We start from the raw sequence: 17,069 nt of genomic DNA on the forward strand, positions 1-17,069 counted from the left end.
TTTTGGAAATAATTTAAGGCGTACTGTTACTTACCTGAAGTAATTTACCATTGTAGAACTGTTGGCCATTTAAAGCAAAATCTTTGATGTAGCTAGCCATTTGTTCAGCAGATGTAGGTGCTTCAAAACCGGGGAAAGCTTCCGCTAACATTTCAGTTTGTACTGCTCCAAGGGCTAGCACATTAAACGACGGACCAGTTTCTTTAAACTCTTCTGCCCATAACTCTGTTAAGGTAATTACTGCTCCTTTACTGGAGCTGTAAGCTGCAAGACCAGGGAATTTCATACTTCCTTGTACGCCACCCATTGAACTAACGGTTACAACATGGCCAGATTTATTCATTTTAGGAAGAACTATTCTAGTAACTTCAGCAACACCAAATACATTCACTTTATAAATCTTTTCAAATTCTTCCATTGAGGTTTCTTGAAAAGGTTTGTTCAATAGACTCCCGGCATTATTAATGAGCACATCAACCGAACCCCAATTTGATACAAAATCAGTTATTTTTTGGTAATCCAACGAATCGCTCAAATCAAACGGAAATGCAGTTACGTTTTTTAATTCTAAATTAGAGACGGGTTTAGCATTTCGTGATAAAGCCAGAATCTGATGACCTTCGGAAGCGAATTGTTTTATCAATTCAAAACCTATACCCCTACTAGTTCCAGTAATAATGATATTTTTAGACATTTTCTGTCATTCCTGCGAAAGCAGGAATCCATTTTTTATACACCCCCATTTTAACAGGAGGTTGGGTTATATTTTATTTTAACTTAACTTCTTGGGTTGCAGCATTTGTAATTCCTTCCACAACTGGAAGCATTTTATTTACCATACTGGACATATGCTCAAAATCCATAATATCATTTTCGTCACCGACTTTGTGGTAATGATCAAAATTAGTGAAGTCGAACGTACAAAAAGTATGAGACGGCACTGCAAACTCTTTGTGAAAATCATAATTATCAGAGCGTTGAAATAGGTTATATTCTTTAGCAGTAGGTAAAAATCCAATCAATTTTTTGCCAGCATATTTATTACTTATTTCAGCCAGATTAGACAATTCATAACCTGTGATATATAATTCATAACTCTTACCCTGTAATGGAACTCCTGTCATTTCAAAATTTAGCATAGTATAAAGATTAAGTTCTGCTTCTTTCAACTTTTTTGCCAAATGCCTTGAACCTAACAGGCCCTTTTCCTCAGCACTAAAAAGTGCAAAAATTAAGCTGCGCTTATTCGTTCTGTTAGCTCCAAAATAGCGGGCAATTTCCATAACTGTTGTCGTACCAGAAGCATTATCATTAGCACCATTTGCAATTGCATCACCATTTTCCGCTGTTATGATTCCAATATGATCGTAATGTGCACCGATAAGAATATATTCCTTTTTTAGGTCTGGGTCATTTCCCTCAACAAAACCAACAATATTATAAGAAGGTTTTTTAAAATTTGATAGCGTATCTCTGTATGATTCAAAGTATGGCTTAATCCCATTAGCAGTAAAATATTTTTCAATGTATTGAGCCGCCATCTCTATTCCTTCACTACCAGAATCCCTTCCTTTTAATTCATCTGAGGCTAAAAAGTTCATGATTTTACCAATCTTACCTGAATTGGTAAAGCCTTCATCACTGCTCATTGCTTCGCCGGCAACTTTGCCTTTTAACCCTTCTGGTCCGTTAGGCTCTGCAGTACTAATCTTATCAGGACTGGTTTCAACCATTTTGGTTGAACCACATGCCATCGCCAATAGTAAACTCAAAATACTGATTGCTATTTTCATTGTATTCCTTTTTTTGTTGCGATTAAAGATAAAAAAAAGCATCCGCCTTAGACGAATGCTTTTTTATTATTTGATAGCTAATTTAAAAACTATGCTAGCATTGTAACTGGATTTTCAAGATATGCTCTTAAAGTCTGTAAAAATTGTGCTCCCGTTGCTCCATCTACAGTTCTATGGTCACAAGCCAAAGTTACTTTCATGGTATTCCCAACAACAATTTCCCCGTTTTTAACTACTGGTTTTTCAACAATTGTACCAACAGATAATATTGCTGAATTAGGTTGATTTATAATAGAGGTAAACTCTAAAATACCAAACATACCAAGATTAGATACTGTAAATGTGCTTCCCTCCATTTCCGCTGGAGTCAATTTTTTATTCCGAGCCCTTACAGCCATATCTTTTACTGAAGCGCCTATCTGAGTTAAACTCATTTGGTCCGTAAACTTTAAAACTGGCACTACAAGTCCATCATCTACCGCTACCGCGACACCAACATGAATATGGTGGTTGTACTTTGTGGTATCAGCTTTCCAAGTAGTATTTACTTGTGGGTGCTTTTTAAGCGCCATCGCACAAGCTTTTAATACCATATCGTTAAATGAAACCTTAGTGTCTGGCAAACCATTTATTTGGCTTCTTGAAGCTTTGGCGTTGTCCATATCAACCTCAATGGTCAAATAATAATGCGGTGCACTAAATTTGGATTCACTCAAACGCTTAGCGATTACTTTTCGCATTTGAGAATTTTTAACTTCCTCAGTACTTTCTTCTCCAACAGGTAAATTGATTGGTGCGACTGGTGCAGCCGAAACTGTACTATCTACTGATGCAGGAGCCGAAGTAGCAACTTTATCTTGAGAAGGTTGGTAATTCTCAATATCTCTTTTGACTATTCTTCCATTATCTCCTGTACCGGAAACCGTTGAAAGATCTATTCCTTTATCTAAGGCTATCTTTTTAGCTAAGGGTGATGCAAAAATACGTTGCCCATCAGCTACAGAGGAGGTCTGACTTGCACTTGTCTCTGCCTTTGGTTCCTCTACCTTTTTATCTTCTTTGACTGGAGCTTCTTTAGCTGTGCCTGCAGGTTTTGCATTCAAAACTGCATTTACATCTGTACCTTCTGGACCAATGACCGCTAAAAGCGAATCGACTGGCGCTCCTTCTCCTTCTTGTATTCCAATATGAAGTAAAGTTCCTGAGTAGAAAGATTCAAACTCCATGGTAGCCTTATCCGTTTCAATCTCAGCTAAAATATCTCCTTCTTCGACTACGTCCCCTACTTTTTTCAACCAAGAAGCAACTGTTCCTTCCTCCATGGTATCACTTAAACGGGGCATCGTAATAATTTCAACTCCTTCAGGGATTTCGCCACCCGAACTACTCTCTGTAGTCACTTCCTCTTTTACCTCTGCAGCAGTAGTATCTTCTGATTTTTCATCATTCGATGCAGCTTCACCATTTAAAAGTCCAGAAATATCCTCCCCTTCGTCTCCAATAATAGCTAAAAGGGAATCAACAGGCGCACCATCACCTTCTTGAATTCCAATATGCAATAAAGTTCCTTCATGGAAGGATTCAAACTCCATGGTAGCCTTATCGGTTTCGATTTCGGCTAAAATATCTCCTTCTTCAACCTTATCACCAACATTTTTGAGCCATTTTGCCACAGTACCTTCTTCCATGGTATCGCTCAATCTTGGCATATTTATTATTTCTGCCATCTAGCTATAATTTATGTTGTAAAAATGGATAATCTTCTTGTTCATAGACCATGTCGTACAATTGCTGTACTGGTGGAAAGTCCGATTCCTCAGCGAATTTTTCACACTCGGACACTAAATCTTTGACCCTTTTATCAATTACTTTGATATCATCTTCGGAAGCATATTTCTTTTCTAAAATCACATCCTTCACTTGTGTGATTGGATCTATCTTCTTGTACTCCTCAACCTCATCTTTGGTTCTATAGTGTTGCGCATCAGACATTGAATGACCGCGATATCTATAAGTCTTCATTTCCAAGAATGTTGGCCCACCACCAGTTCTAGCTCTTTCTATGGCTTTATCAACCTCTTTAGCAACAGTAACGGGGTCCATACCATCTACAGGGGCACAAGGCATTTCATACCCTAACCCAAGTTTGTAGATATCCGTTGAATATGATGTGCGCGCTACAGAAGTCCCCATAGCATAACCATTGTTTTCACAAATAAAAACAACTGGCAATTGCCAAAGCATGGCCAAATTAAAAGCTTCGTGCAATGAACCTTGCCGTACAGCACCATCACCCATATAACATAAGGTCACATTATCACGCTTAAAATATTTATCTGCGAAAGCAAGACCAGCACCCAAAGGAATTTGACCTCCAACAATACCGTGGCCACCATAAAAACGGTGTTCTTTAGAGAAAATATGCATAGAACCACCCATACCTTGAGAAGTTCCTGTTACCTTACCATATAATTCTGCCATTACCTTTTTGGGGTCAACCCCCATACCTATTGGCTGTACATGGTTTCGATAAGCGGTAATCATCCTATCCTTGTTCAAATCCATTGCATGTAATGAACCTGCCAAAACAGCTTCTTGTCCATTATACAAATGGAGGAAACCTCTAACTTTTTGTTGGATATAAACGGCTGCTAGTTTGTCCTCAAACTTGCGCCAAAACAACATATCTTCATACCATTTAAGGTAAACCTCTTTGGTTATTTTTTTCATTAAGTAATAATGTTAAATGAAGCTCCCTTTATTAAGGGAAAAACAAAAATACATATATATCTGTTTTTGCGAAACAATTGATTTAAGAATCCCCCAAAAAAGAATTATTAAAAGCCAATGGCAGTAATTCAGCAATTGAATTGCATTTATAAATTTTTCCCTTTTCGCCCCTCATTATCATAATTATTGGGGTCTTCTGCTTTTGTTCGTACTCAGCAATTGATTGTCTACAATTTCCACACGGTCCAGCAGGACAATCTACAACATAATTTTTTGATGCCGCACTAATTGCTATAGCCAATATCCGCTGATCGGGAAACCTTGCACCTGCTTGAAAAATGGCTACTCTCTCCGCGCATAATCCAGATGGATAAGAGGCATTCTCCTGATTATTACCAACAACAACTTCTCCACTTTCCAATAGTACTGCTGCACCAACTTGAAAATTTGAATAAGGGGCATAGGCATCATATCTAGCCTTAACTGCTTTACTTAGTAATTCTGCTTCAGCTTGTGTTAATTCATTTTCTGAGTCATATATACTCAGTTCAAACCCAATATTTCTTTTCTCCATTTGAAAACGTATTATCTAAAAATAAGAAAACCCCAACTGTAAGGTCGGGGTTTTTTCAAATAATACTTTAATTTTCTTTAATCGTTATAAAACTCTTCTCCTAAATTAAAGGTGAGTGAAAATCGCAATGTGTTCTCCAAAGGATTTCTAACTTGAGCTGTTGAGAACAGATATGATAAATCTATTTGAGCAGATTTGAACTTGAATCCAGCACCAATAGTTGCAAATTGTCTAGAGCCTTTTTCTGGGCTTTCATTAAAATAACCCGCTCTTAGCATGAATGCATCTTGGTACTTATATTCTGCTCCCAAGGACCAAGTAATTTCTTTTAGCTCCTCACTAAAACCATCTGGTGCATCCCCAAAAGACTCAAACACACCGCTAAAGAAACCTATATTTTGGTAAGTATCGTTGTCTTCAGCATCAATGACTCCATCACCATTAAAATCTCTTGGTGTAGGAACTAACAGTTTATTAAATTCAGTATATAAGCCAACTACATTATCAGCATCTAAAATGAAGTCAAATCCCGCTCCAAATTTTAAATTGGTTGGCAAAAAATTTTCTTGCCCTCCATTGTCGTATTGTAACGAACCACCAAGGTTCGAAATATTAAAACCTGCTCGCCATCTACCATCAAAATTATTATAGGCGACTTCTCTTGATTGAAAGAAACCTGAAACATCTACAGCAAATGAATTTGCAGCTTGTGAATCTTGCGTACCATCCTGCAACCTAAGATTAGAACTGATAAACCTACCTCCCACAGCCATTGAGAATGTTTCACTTAGTTTTAGCGCGTAAGACCCGTCTATAGCAAATTCATTGGGCTTTACAACTGTTCCTTCCTCGTTGATATTTTGTCTAAGCTCTATTTCTCCCAAACTAAAGTACCTTATCCCGACAGCAAACGCACTTCTATCGCTCAATTTGTTGGAAACATTAGCTGCTAACAATCCAATATCAGAAACTACATTTTCCAAAAAAGGGGTATAGCTAGCACCAATTACTGTTTTACGCTCAGAAAATGCATATTTGGCAGGATTCCATTGTTGCGAAAAAGCATCAACGGATGTGGCCACTCCCATATCTCCCATACCAGATGCCCTTGCATCAGCTGAAATGGTTAAAAATGGTACCGCCGTAGTGATTACTCTCTCTTGTTGTGCAGATACTTTGACAATACCAATAAGTACTACCAAAAAGGTTAACTTTTTCATTCTTTCTCGTTATAAAGTTGTCAGTGTTTTTTACATAAAATATGTACAATTCCCTAAACGGAAATAATTTAACATATTATACTGAAACGGTCTTTTTGACAAATTCTTATTTAAGAAAGACCTTTTTAGACCAAATACATATAAGTAAAGAATTAAAATGAACGTTAAACCTAGCTATCCTGCATACTATATTTGATTTTGCTCCGTTATTGTGATAGTAATAAAATTGTGAAAACTGACTAAAAGTTTTTTGTTGGGTTACAAAATATTGTGCTCATCTTTTCGTTTTATTGCCGAAAGTGATATTAAATCAAATAAAATTAAAGTGGCCGAGTACAATATCGGCTCACTGAACTCAAGTCCTAATTATGAAAAAACACTTAGTAAAAGTTGTACTATCCAGTGTGGTTGTGGCGGTAAGTTTTTCTAGTTGTAAAAACTCATCTTCATCTTCAAAGAACGTTTCGAGAGCTACTGGATGGAAAATTAATGCCAAAGATGGTGGTTTCCAATACAACTCTGATTTCAAAGAACAAGAGACCCCTCCGGGTACCGTTTTCATAGAAGGCGGAACATTTACCAAGGGTAAGGTTCAAGATGATATCATGCATGATTGGAACAATACTCCAACTTCGCAACACGTACAGTCTTTTTATATGGACGAAACTGAGGTTACCAATAAAATGTACATGGAATATTTGGATTACCTTAAAAAGGTATACCCTCCCGAAAATCCCATGTATAAGAACATATATAAAGGTGCATTACCAGATACTCTGGTATGGAGAAATCGTTTAGGTTTTAATGAAACTATGACCAATAATTATTTACGTCACCCGGGGTACGCAGAATATCCTGTTGTAGGGGTAAATTGGATTCAGGCGACTCAATATGCTGAGTGGAGAACGGATAGGGTTAACGAATATAAGTTAGCGCAAGAAGGTTTTATCCAAGAAGACGCTTTATATGGTGTTCTTAATGGAGAAGTAGACGGTACTTTTAGTACTGATGCCTACCTTAACAATCCAGAATCAGTTTACGGTGGTCAAATAGATTCACTTCAGGGAAAACAAAAAAAGGATTCTATCAACAGTTTTGCTAAAAGAAGTTCAGGGATTATTTCACCTGAATATCGCTTACCAACTGAAACTGAATGGGAATATGCCGCTCAAGCATTAATTGGCTCTAGGGAGTATAACAACTATAGAGGTAGAAAAAAATATCCTTGGGAAGGTGATTATACTAGAAACGGTCAACGCGTAGGTCGTGGAGACCAATTGGCAAACTTTAAGCAAGGAAAAGGTGATTATGGCGGAATCGCAGGCTGGTCTGATGATGGTGCAGATATTACCGCTGAGGTAAAATCTTATAAGCCAAACGACTTTGGGTTATACGATATGGCAGGAAATGTTTCTGAATGGGTAGCTGATGTTTACCGTCCTATAGTAGATGACGAAATAAGTGATTTTAACTACTATCGAGGGAATATTTATACTAAAAAGGCCATTGGAGAAGATGGAAAAGTACAGATTCTTCGTGATTCGGTTGTTTTTGACACCTTACCAAACGGTAAAGTAGTTGCTTTGAATTTACCTGGAGAGATAAAAGAAGTGCCAGTTGATGAAGAAGAAACTTATTTGAGAACAAACTTCTCTAAAAGTGACAACAGAGGATATAGGGACGGTGATCCAGGGTCTTCAAGATTTTACCAAAGATTTAGTGATGATGAAAGTGACAACAGGAAAATGTACGATTCTCCTAAACATAAAGTAGAGCGTGATTCTACAGGTAAAATTCTACGTCAATATGATACTTCAAACTATAGAACCTCATTAATAAATGATGAAGTAAGAGTCTATAAAGGAGGTTCATGGAGAGATAGGGCATTTTGGTTAGATCCAGCACAGCGCCGTTATTTGCCACAATACATGGCAACGGATGATATTGGGTTTAGATGTGCAATGTCACGAGTAGGTTCTAAGTCTAAAACAAAAAACAAAACAGTAAGACATAAAAAGACAAAATAATTTTATTTCACTTTAAAAATCTAAGCCTTGATAATCCATCAAGGCTTTTTTTTATCTTCGATTTATGAACTTGTCCAAATTGCACGAACTGTTCTTACAGTTTCCAAATATTTCTACAGATACTCGAAAAGTTTCCAAAGATTGCTTGTTTTTTGCACTAAAAGGCCCAAACTTCAATGGCAATACATTTGCAGAAGATGCTCTAAAAAAAGGAGCCGCTTATGCTATAATTGATGAAGAAGAGCATATGGCTTCTGACAAATTGATTCTTGTTGACAATGTATTGGTAACACTACAAAAGTTAGCAGTCTTTCATAGAAATTATTCCAAAGCAAAGGTGATTTCACTAACTGGCAGCAATGGCAAAACCACTACCAAAGAGCTTATTAACGCAGTGTTATCCAAAAAGTATAGAACGATTGCGACCAAGGGCAACTTAAATAATCATATTGGTGTTCCATTGACTTTACTTTCCATAAAAGAAGAAACTGAAATAGCCATAGTTGAAATGGGAGCAAACCATCAGGGAGAAATTGCCTTTTTGTCTGGACTTGCTCAACCGGATTTTGGCTATATCACCAATTTTGGGAAAGCTCACCTAGAGGGTTTTGGGGGAGTTCAAGGTGTAATAAAAGGAAAAAGCGAGCTCTACAACTATCTAATAGAAAATGATAAGCATGCTTTTTTTAACGCTGATGATGCCATACAAAAAGAAAAACTGGCCACTTACATTAAAAAAATAGGGTTTAGTCAAAATGACCATCAATTTTACACCATTGAACTAACTAAGTCTGCCCCTTTTGTTGAGTTAAAATTTGAGGACATATTCATTAAAACGCAACTCATAGGCAAATATAATTTCCCTAATTGCTGCGCAGCAGTCTTAATGGGTAAATATTTTAATGTACCCAAAAACGATATTAAACAAGCTATTGAGGTTTATCAACCAGACAATAATCGTTCACAATTGTTAGGTAAAAATGGGCATAAAATTGTGTTAGATGCCTACAATGCAAATCCGACCAGTATGCTTGCAGCTTTGGAGAATTTTAATTCAATTAACACAGAACATAAAGTACTCTTCTTAGGTGATATGTTTGAGTTGGGGGAAACTTCTTCAAAAGAACACCAAGCAATAGCTGACGTTGCTAAAAAAATGAATTTCAATAGTGTTTATTTAATTGGTGAGAATTTCTTTACCACGAATACCGACTTTCAGAAATTTAGAAGTTTTGATGATTTAGAAGCCCACTTGCGGCAAATTAATTTGACCAAAAGTACTATACTCATAAAAGGGTCTCGTGGAATGGCTCTGGAACGGACATTAGAACTGCTATAAATCCTAAAGTTTTCTAAAAAAGTACTATTCTTTACTTCAACTTGAAATGATTCTGCGTATTTACCGAACTAAGGTTAAGAAATACAATAATCATGGAAACCAATATTATAATATTTGATGGGGAATGTAATCTTTGTAATGGCGTTGTGGACTGGTTGTTAAAATTTGCTCCAGCCGATAGTTTTAGCTTTGTCGCATTCCAATCTCCTTACGGTCAATCATTATTGCACACCTTTGGTTTTCCTAAAAAAGAACTAACTACCGTAATTTTAATTGATGAATCTGGAGCACATACACATTCAGATGGTTTTTTAAAGATTATAGCTCAAATTCCTAAGTGGAAATTAGTTGCCGCCCTTTTGGCCTTTATTCCAAGGATAATTAGAGACACGGTTTATAACCTAGCTTCAAAAAATCGAGTTCGCTGGTTTGGAAAATCCAACACCTGTACTGTCAGTTTTTAAGAAAAAAGTGGAGTATACTGGATTCGAACCAGTGACCTCTGCCCTGTCAAGGCAGCGCTCTAAACCAACTGAGCTAATACTCCAAAAAGTTGTGCAATATCGTAAAAATGTTACCAATCCCCATACTCAGCAGCATTCTTTTGAGTTTCATGCAGCGTAATGTGTAACAAATGCCCTTTCACCAGTTTGGGTTTTAATATATCGTAGATGATTTTTACAAAGTTTTCCGTAGAAGGCATAATATCAGCGAACTCTTTACAATCTTCATTGAGGTTTTTATGATCAAAGCGATCTTCGATTTCAGATTTAATCATCTGACCTAAATCTGCCAAGTCCATTACAAAACCTGTTTGAGGGTCCACTTCACCTTTTACCCTAACTTCCAAATCAAAATTATGCCCGTGGTAGTTAGGACTATTGCATTTCCCAAAGACTTCAAGGTTCTTTTCGTCACTCCAAGACGGATTATGCAATCTATGAGCTGCATTAAAATGAGCTTTCCTACAAATAGTAACTATCATTCTACATCTATCAAGAATGCAAATTTACTTTAAAATTTGAATCTAATATCCAACTGTAGTAAACTATATTTTTTTAAGGAATTCCAGGCTAGGTGGCACTTGACTTACAACTTTAGAAGACTCATCTTCGATAAACATATACTCTACACCCAATTCTTTTCCTTTAATTACCAGAGCTTTAATATCTATCATGCCAGAACCCAAAACCACATTAGTTTCAACATCGCTATGCCCCGTGTGGTTACCGACAGTGCCCTTTTGCATATCCTTTAAATGCATTAATTTAAATTTAGTGGGGTACTTATCAAAAAGTACCATTGGGTCTTCTCCACCATGAGTTACCCAATATACATCCATTTCAAAATCAAAATGTTTTGCATTTTCAGCCATATGATCGAATAAAGTACCGCTCTTATAAGGTCTAAATTCGTATCCATGTGGATGGTACACCAAAGTGACCCCATTTTCTTTTAAGAATTTTCCAGACTTGTTAAAGATTTTTGTAGCATTTTCAGTATCATCTAAAGTAAAATCATCTCCATTATGTGGTATCCAAGGACACATTGCATATTTAGCCCCGAAAGCCTTAGCTCTCCGTAAAGCTTCTTGAGGATTGTCTCTTAATTCCTCTAGACTGGTTCCTACACTTGCAGTTTTTAGCCCATTTTCATTCAGAAGGTCGATAAACTTGGACTCTTCCATACCATAGGTATTTTCTCCACCTTCAATAACATTAATTCCCCAAGATTTAATTTGGGATATGGTTCCAGGTATATCTTCAGCAAATTGGTTTCTAAGGCTATACAATTGTATTCCTATATCCTGTGCAGAAATAGTAGTATAACCTATAATAAATGATAGAATAACTATAGTTTTCGTTTTCATATTTTGGATAAGCTAATGATTACTCTTTTACCCCTTTAGGGACAAACACTATTTTTTTGTTTGCCGATAAGGAGGAATTGGGCACCTCTTTATTTCCTTCATCCAGATAGGAGGCCATTAAAATATACTTTCCTGGGTTCTCGCTTTTAAGATGTTGGTTAAATTCCACCTTACCTGATAAAGGTAGCAATTCTACTTGAGGCCGATTATCCAGTTTTAATGTATAAATATAATCGACCATTTTTGCTATTTCATCAAGTGACAATTGTGGATGCGCAGACATTAATGATTCACCCCAGACACCAGAACCTCCCCTACTTATCCTATCTATTAAATAATCCTTATCCTTAAGTGTGTAGCGCTGGGCAATCTCTAAATAACTTGGTCCGTTCACTTTTTCATTAACCGAATGGCAAGCTCTACAATCTGTATTATCCATTATTTTTTTTCCTTCATGGATAACATTCTGCTGGTGGCCCAGAGTTGCCTTAATTATATCCTCTCCTTCTGGAATATAATCGAAGGTTACTCTTATCTTATCTTTCTCAATACCACCATTTTCAGAGTTTCCATCTTCAAAATCAATGACATTTACCCTGTACTCCACTGTGCTTCCATCTGCATAAAGAGTGTCTTGGGGGTGAATTTGAATCCGTATTTCAGGCGCATCGTTTCCTGCCAAAATCTTGGTTTCAGCTTGTGATGTGTTACCAAATTCATCAGAAACCTTCAATCGTACATTGTAAGACCCAGCTTCTTTAAAAGTAAATAAAGTATTTGCTTCATCAGACTGTACTTTGTCCCAATCCGTAAAATACCATTCATAGGTCAGTTTATCACCGTCATAATCCAAAGATGGTGTCCCCGAAAAATTTATAGTCAAAGGTACCGCCCCAATTTTTTTATTCGTCTCTATTTTTGCTATTGGGTTACGGTTACCAGGTATATAAGATATTTGACTTAACTTAGCATCTAGGTTTTTTGCATTCCATTTTTGTCCATATTCCAATAAGTACATGGTACCATCCTGTGCAAAAATCATGTCCATGGGATGTGAAAACTCGGTGCTCGGCATAAAAGCTTCTGCTTTTGCATAATTTTGATTATCATCTAAGGTGACTACATAAATCCAATCCCTCATCCATTCATAAACAAATAATTTATCTTCAAAATACTCAGGAAATATACCTTCATCTGAATTTTTGGAGTCCGAAGCGTGAAATATAGGTCCACCCATTGGGTTTACGCCGCCCTGTCCCAACCAAGGGAATTCCTCAGACCTACTGTAAGAATACCAAATTAAAGACTCTTTTACAAAGGGTAATTTCTTGATTCCTGTATTGTTTGGAGAATCATTGATTAAATTGTTGGGGTCAAATTTAGGGCCTGAGGTTTCCGCCTTAAAGTCAAAATCATTGTATAATTGATTATTCCCTCTAGTGTAGGGCCAACCCCAAAACCCTGCGCTTCTTGCTTGATCAAATTCCCCCATACCATGAGGACCTCTATCTTCTTTTGGTTTTCCCGCATCTGGTCCAACATCACCCCAATAAACATAGCCTGTTTTGGAATCTATTGAAAAACGGAAGGGGTTTCTAACCCCCATCACATAGATCTCTGGTTTAGTATTGGGCATACCTTTAGGAAACAGATTCCCTTCAGGAATACTGTATGTTCCATCGTCCTCGGGCTTAATGCGAAGTATTTTTCCCCTAAGATCGTTAGTATTTCCTGCAGACTTTTGGGCATCCCATCCAGCACGATTCTCACGTTCATCTATTGGTGCAAAACCGTCTGATTCAAACGGGTTAGTATTATCTCCTAATCCGATAAATAGATTTCCACCTGGACCAAACTCCAACCCACCACCACTATGACAACAAATTCGCATAACTGGAATCTCCAGCAAAACCTTTTCTGAATTTATGTCAATATAGTCGTCCTTAAAAACAAAGCGGGATATCCTTTGAATTGGTTTGTTTCCTGATGGTGAGTAGAATAGGTAAACCCAATTATTTTCCTCAAAACTGGGATCTACAGCCAACCCTATGAGACCGTCTTCGTTACCATAAAAAATATCAATCTTACCAGCTTCTTTTGTTCTTTTTTCATCAAAATCATACAACTTCACATTGCCTCTTCGCTCAATAAATAAAATACCTTTTCCTGGCAACTCCGCCAATTCCATTGGTTCATCCAAATTAAAATCCAATACTTTTTTGACAAATCTATTTTCTGGTGGTACCCTATCGGATTTGGCAAGGGCATAATCTAGTTCATTTTCACCTATGGCATATTTTATACCGCCCAAAAGGTGAGTTAGAAAGGTTTTGTCTTCATAAGTTTCATTGGTGTGCCCCATCCCAGTGTAAAATGCGCGACCTCCATCAAACTCATGGTTCCAAGAAATGGGATGGGATTCCCCATTCTGGCCCCCTTCATAACTATCTTCATCAATCTTTAAAAGAACATTGACCGATTTGTTTATTTTTTTAAAGTTGTACCATTCATCTTCTTTTTTCCATACTTTTTTTAAATGTACAGTGGCAAGATGTGTTGAATCGATAACGTTCAACTGGGCAGTTTGTATTTTTGGATGACTCTCAAAATTAGCCCCAACTAATTTATTGTACCACGGCCAGTCGTACTCTGTATCGGTAGCAGCATGAACACCTACAAACCCTCCACCTGATTGAATATATCTTTCAAAATCTGCCTGTTGTACATCATTCAGAATATCACCAGTAGTATTTAAAAAAACAACCGCACTATAGCTTTTCAAAGAATCCTCAACAATAAATGAAGAGTCTTCAGTAGCCATTACTTCAAAACCGTGCTCTGCACCCAACTTTTTTAAGGTTTCTATCCCAGTCTCAATTGATTCGTGTCTAAACTCCTTAGTCTTGCTGAATACCAAAACTTTTTCAGGCTTTTCTTTACAAGAAGTGATTGTTATAATTACGCAAAGAACAACTATGATGTATTTAAACTTTATCAATTGGAAATAGCGCTTAATTGGTATTTTTTTTAAATGTAAATCTAGATATCCTATCTGATTTTTAAGTTAATAGGTTTCCATTTTCATCCCATTCGGCAGCTATGTTCCGTTTGCTTTGATCTACGCATTTTGCAATCCATTCCGGGTCATAAGCAACACCATGTTGGTCTAAAACATCTTGAGGCACTCCATCCCAAACATTGGGCATATTTCCCTTATAACCCAACTCCTCGATACCTATCTTAGTGGTATAAAAGCCAGACATTGTCATATTTCTGACCATGCTAAAAAAGTTTACCTCAAAAGGGCGTTCGTTTTCTGGAACTTTTGGGTCATAATATGCGATTTCATCTAATATGGTTTTTTGCTGTGACTCTGTTGCAGATTTAAATACAACTCCGTTTTCTGTATTACATTTATGGTCCAACCACATTAAACCCCCTTTTAAATCAGTTTGCATTTTTTCTGATTCTGTATCCCTTGCCATAAAATCGATAAAAGAGACTACATCTGCATCAGATGCTCCTTTAAACTCTTCACTGGGTGGAAGAATTAAATCACAAAGCACAACCATGGTTTCTCTTTGGTGCTCATTGAAGAAATTTTCCCCTTCTTTGATTTCGGTTAAAATCTTATTCTCATAATCCGTACGCCATTTGACCGGCTCGTGAGTTTTTACGTCCACAATTTCTGGCTTTTCTTCACCAGGTTTGCAACCATGTGCTGCCAACCCCGTGGCAACAGAGCCCAACGCTATCGCTTTTAAACTTTTTCTTCTATCCATGGCTAAATGTTTTGTTTTTTTAATTGCTCAACGATATAATCTGAAGCTCTCCATGAGAGTGCCAAAATCGTCCATGTACAGTTTTTATCTGCCTGTGATGTAAATACCCCAGCATCTACAATAAATACATTATCCACATCATGTAATTGTTGATACTTATTGGTAACCGATGTTTTAGAATCATCTCCCATTCTTGTAGTACCTACTTCATGAATTATAGCACCTGGAGTGTGTAATCCATAATCCCTGTCTTTGCCTGGCTTATCTCCCATAAGTTCTCCGCCCATGTTGGTCAATATTTCTTCAAATGTATCATGGGCATGTTTTGCTTGGTTTCGCTCTAAATCTGACCATTTGTAATTGAAACGTAATACAGGTATGCCCCATTCATCAACAACATTAGGGTCTATCTCACAATAATTGTCTTTCCGAGCTATTGATTCACCTCTTGCAGATATACCAACTACGGCACCGTAGTATTTTTTCAAATCACTTCTTAGAATATCCCCATATCCTCCGGCTTTAGTTCCAAAGAACTTATTAAAGTCATTGACATTAAAACCTGTTCCATAGCTAGGCATACCCATACCACCCCATATTTCTAGGTGATATCCACGTGGAAAATCCAATTTAGAGTTGTCTCCCCACCAAGGAGAATAGATATGCATACCCCCAACACCATCTTCATTATAAGATACTTTCCTATTCATTAAATCAGGTATAAAAGCCGCCCTATCAGCACCAGTAGAATCATGAAGGTATTTACCTACTACATCGCTACTGTTGCCCAACCCATTGGGATGTTGCTTGCTCTTGGAGTTCATTAAAATTCTAGCTGAACTACAGGCTGAAGCTGCCAAAATAACGGTTTTACCTTTTAATTTATATTCTTTTCTGTCATCCTTACTAATATAGGAAACACCAGTAGCTTTACCTTCTTCATCAGTTGTTACTTCTCTTACCACAGAGTTTACAAATAAATCTACTTGCCCCCTACTTTTCTGCGCTGGAAAAATTAAACACGTACCAGCAGAAAAATCAGCATATACTTGACATGCCCTACCACATTGCCCACAATAGAAACAAACTCCGCGGTCTTTATTAATACGTTTGGTCAACATGGACATTCTGGAAGGGTATACTGGAACTCCAGATTTTTTTGCGCCATTAATATAAAAAAGCTCGTGTAGCCTAGGTTTAGGTGGTGGTAGAAAAAACCCATCAGGATCATTAGGAAGACCTTCGTTAGTGCCAAAAACACCTATAAGCTTGTCTACTTTATCATAATATGGTTTTACATCATCATAACCTATGGGCCAGTTGTCACCATAACCATCCCTATCTTTTCCTTTAAAGTCTTTTGGCCCAAACCGCAACGAGATACGTCCCCAGTGGTTTGTTCTCCCCCCAAGCATATGAGACCTAAACCAATTAAATTTAGTGCCTTCTACATGGGTATAAGGTTCACCTTCTATATCCCAGCCACCATAGGCAGCATCATAGTCACCAAATGGTCGGTAACGAGTGCCTGCTCCCCTACGCTCTGATTCGTATGGCCAACGTAATTGGGTCTTTTGTTCTGGATCAGCAGGATCAAAAAACGGTCCAGCTTCCACTACAGCAACTTTTAAACCAGCATCGGCCAGTACTTTGGTAGCCATACCACCTCCTGCTCCAGACCCAACAATAATTGCGTCATATACAGTTGAATTTTCTATTATTTGCATCTACACG

14 protein-coding genes and 1 tRNA gene are annotated in these 17,069 nt (G+C 37.3%); 3 read left to right on the top strand and 12 right to left on the bottom strand.

Annotation, left to right across the window (positions count from 1 at the left end; all coding sequences use genetic code 11):
* Window positions 1–13 precede the first annotated feature (13 nt).
* From AACP56_RS11555 to porV, 6 genes are all read right to left on the bottom strand, one after another.
* The gene (locus tag AACP56_RS11555) at window positions 14–694 is read right to left on the bottom strand and encodes an SDR family NAD(P)-dependent oxidoreductase (protein WP_339337581.1); all 681 of its coding nucleotides are present in this window, start codon (window positions 692–694) and stop codon (window positions 14–16) included.
* A gap of 73 nt (window positions 695–767) precedes the next feature.
* Entirely contained in the window at window positions 768–1,793 is a 1,026-nt protein-coding gene (locus AACP56_RS11560; protein WP_339337580.1) for a M28 family metallopeptidase, read from the bottom strand.
* Between the two features lie 89 nt (window positions 1,794–1,882).
* On the bottom strand, window positions 1,883–3,520 hold the full coding sequence (locus tag AACP56_RS11565; protein WP_339337579.1) for a pyruvate dehydrogenase complex dihydrolipoamide acetyltransferase: 1,638 nt from the start codon (window positions 3,518–3,520) through the stop codon (window positions 1,883–1,885).
* 4 nt (window positions 3,521–3,524) lie between these two features.
* A complete protein-coding gene (pdhA, locus tag AACP56_RS11570; RefSeq protein ID WP_339337578.1) occupies window positions 3,525–4,523 on the bottom strand; it encodes a pyruvate dehydrogenase (acetyl-transferring) E1 component subunit alpha in 999 nt (332 codons plus the stop codon).
* A gap of 82 nt (window positions 4,524–4,605) precedes the next feature.
* The gene (gene cdd, locus AACP56_RS11575) at window positions 4,606–5,097 is read right to left on the bottom strand and encodes a cytidine deaminase (RefSeq protein ID WP_339337577.1); all 492 of its coding nucleotides are present in this window, start codon (window positions 5,095–5,097) and stop codon (window positions 4,606–4,608) included.
* A gap of 77 nt (window positions 5,098–5,174) precedes the next feature.
* Entirely contained in the window at window positions 5,175–6,317 is a 1,143-nt protein-coding gene (gene porV, locus AACP56_RS11580) for a type IX secretion system outer membrane channel protein PorV (protein WP_339337576.1), read from the bottom strand.
* A gap of 368 nt (window positions 6,318–6,685) precedes the next feature.
* On the opposite strand from porV, the gene gldJ reads away from it, so the two are divergent.
* From gldJ to AACP56_RS11595, 3 genes are all read left to right on the top strand, one after another.
* Entirely contained in the window at window positions 6,686–8,344 is a 1,659-nt protein-coding gene (gene gldJ / locus AACP56_RS11585; RefSeq protein WP_339337575.1) for a gliding motility lipoprotein GldJ, read from the top strand.
* A 64-nt stretch (window positions 8,345–8,408) separates the two neighbouring features.
* The gene (locus AACP56_RS11590) at window positions 8,409–9,683 is read left to right on the top strand and encodes a UDP-N-acetylmuramoyl-tripeptide--D-alanyl-D-alanine ligase (protein WP_339337574.1); all 1,275 of its coding nucleotides are present in this window, start codon (window positions 8,409–8,411) and stop codon (window positions 9,681–9,683) included.
* Window positions 9,684–9,775: 92 nt separating this feature from the next.
* Window positions 9,776–10,147, top strand: a complete 372-nt coding sequence (locus tag AACP56_RS11595) for a thiol-disulfide oxidoreductase DCC family protein (protein ID WP_339337573.1) — start codon at window positions 9,776–9,778, stop codon at window positions 10,145–10,147.
* Between the two features lie 8 nt (window positions 10,148–10,155).
* Here the strand turns inward: AACP56_RS11595 and AACP56_RS11600 are convergent.
* From AACP56_RS11600 to AACP56_RS11625, 6 genes are all read right to left on the bottom strand, one after another.
* Window positions 10,156–10,230, bottom strand: a tRNA-Val gene (locus tag AACP56_RS11600).
* Between the two features lie 27 nt (window positions 10,231–10,257).
* Window positions 10,258–10,668, bottom strand: coding sequence for a 6-carboxytetrahydropterin synthase (locus tag AACP56_RS11605; RefSeq protein ID WP_339337572.1), 411 nt, complete (start codon window positions 10,666–10,668; stop codon window positions 10,258–10,260).
* 63 nt (window positions 10,669–10,731) lie between these two features.
* On the bottom strand, window positions 10,732–11,553 hold the full coding sequence (locus AACP56_RS11610) for a sugar phosphate isomerase/epimerase family protein (RefSeq protein WP_339337571.1): 822 nt from the start codon (window positions 11,551–11,553) through the stop codon (window positions 10,732–10,734).
* 19 nt (window positions 11,554–11,572) lie between these two features.
* Entirely contained in the window at window positions 11,573–14,551 is a 2,979-nt protein-coding gene (locus AACP56_RS11615; RefSeq protein ID WP_339337570.1) for a ThuA domain-containing protein, read from the bottom strand.
* A 61-nt stretch (window positions 14,552–14,612) separates the two neighbouring features.
* On the bottom strand, window positions 14,613–15,335 hold the full coding sequence (locus tag AACP56_RS11620) for a gluconate 2-dehydrogenase subunit 3 family protein (RefSeq protein WP_339337569.1): 723 nt from the start codon (window positions 15,333–15,335) through the stop codon (window positions 14,613–14,615).
* A 2-nt stretch (window positions 15,336–15,337) separates the two neighbouring features.
* Window positions 15,338–17,062 (bottom strand): GMC family oxidoreductase, encoded by a 1,725-nt coding sequence (locus AACP56_RS11625; RefSeq protein ID WP_339337568.1) that lies wholly within the window; start codon window positions 17,060–17,062, stop codon window positions 15,338–15,340.
* Window positions 17,063–17,069: the final 7 nt, after the last annotated feature.

This window comes from Croceitalea sp. MTPC6, from assembly GCF_036985525.1.
Classification (GTDB): Bacteria; Bacteroidota; Bacteroidia; order Flavobacteriales; family Flavobacteriaceae; genus Croceitalea.